1 protein-coding gene is annotated in these 1017 nt (G+C 67.8%); it reads right to left on the minus strand.

Annotated elements, in window-relative coordinates; genetic code table 11:
* Positions 1-74: 74 nt before the first annotated feature.
* On the minus strand, positions 75-752 hold the full coding sequence (locus G3O00_RS42845) for a WGR domain-containing protein (RefSeq protein WP_241025616.1): 678 nt from the start codon (positions 750-752) through the stop codon (positions 75-77).
* Positions 753-1017: the final 265 nt, after the last annotated feature.

The raw sequence follows: 1017 nt of genomic DNA on the forward strand, positions 1-1017 counted from the left end.
AGCATGAAAGCCGGCTGGCGCGAAGGCGCCGGGATTCGCCGTGGCGTGGTCGAATGGCTGGGGATTCGGGGCGCTCAGGCCGGCCTCGACCGAGAAGTGTTGAGCCGACGTCGTATCAAGCGGTGCGACTTCAGCAGGTCGAACGCCATCGCGGCGCCCTGGTCACCGACGTTGTAGCGGCGCTTGATCGCTGCGACCGTCAGCTTCTCGCCAGGCTTCATCTCGCCGTTCGCGATCTGCGCGCGCATGATTTCGAAGACGCGCTCGCACTGGGCGTCGAAACTTTCGGCGGCTACGGGCGGCACGGGCGCGGGGGCCGTGGTTGATGCGGCCGTCGAAAGTGGCGTCGACGCGGCCGGCTGGCCCGAAGGCGCTGGCGGTGCACCATTCGCGACATTCGTCGCTGCGGATTGCGCGCTCGCGGCCGTTTCTGCCTCGGCCTTTGCCTCTGCCTCTGCGGCCCCCTCCGGCACGGCGGACGACGTTGCCGACGGCACGGCGGCCGGCGGCTTCGCGGCGGTCGCGCCGATGCTGGTGCCGGCCGCCACCGCGACTTCCGCATAACCCTTGCCGGTCTTTTCCTTGACGAGCTTGTCGAGCGCGGCGCGCGCCTTCGCGTCGTCCGCGAACGCCTTCGTCTGGCTCTGGCCCGCGGTGCCGATGCGGCCCCAGCGGATATTGAGCCCGGAGCCGTCCTGCTCCACTTCCCAGAACTTACTGGAATTGCCTTCGATCAGTTCAAAACGACGCATCCGTTCCCTCTCACTCGGATCGACGACGCAGCACGATGCCGCGCCTGCATATCGTGGCCGCCACGCAGCCACGACGCCCTCTCGTTCATTCATCCCGCGATCCGTGCAATTTGCACGACGACTCGAGATGTCGGGCGCTGCCTGCTCGCCCGGTCGACGGTCATGCCGTCATTGCTCGACGATGCCCAGCAGCAGCAACGTCAGCGAACCCAGTTGCGCCAGAAGCGACGCCGGTTGCGCGGCACGCAAGCCGTCAGCCAGCGCG

Origin of the sequence: Burkholderia sp. Ac-20384, from assembly GCF_017104605.1 — a bacterium.
In the GTDB taxonomy this organism is placed as follows: domain Bacteria; phylum Pseudomonadota; class Gammaproteobacteria; order Burkholderiales; family Burkholderiaceae; genus Burkholderia; species Burkholderia lata.

Excerpts from the sequence above, each read along its gene's own strand:
- G3O00_RS42845 (WP_241025616.1), bottom strand. The coding sequence starts at position 752 with ATGCGTCGTTTTGAACTGATCGAAGGCAATTCCAGTAAGTTCTGGGAA.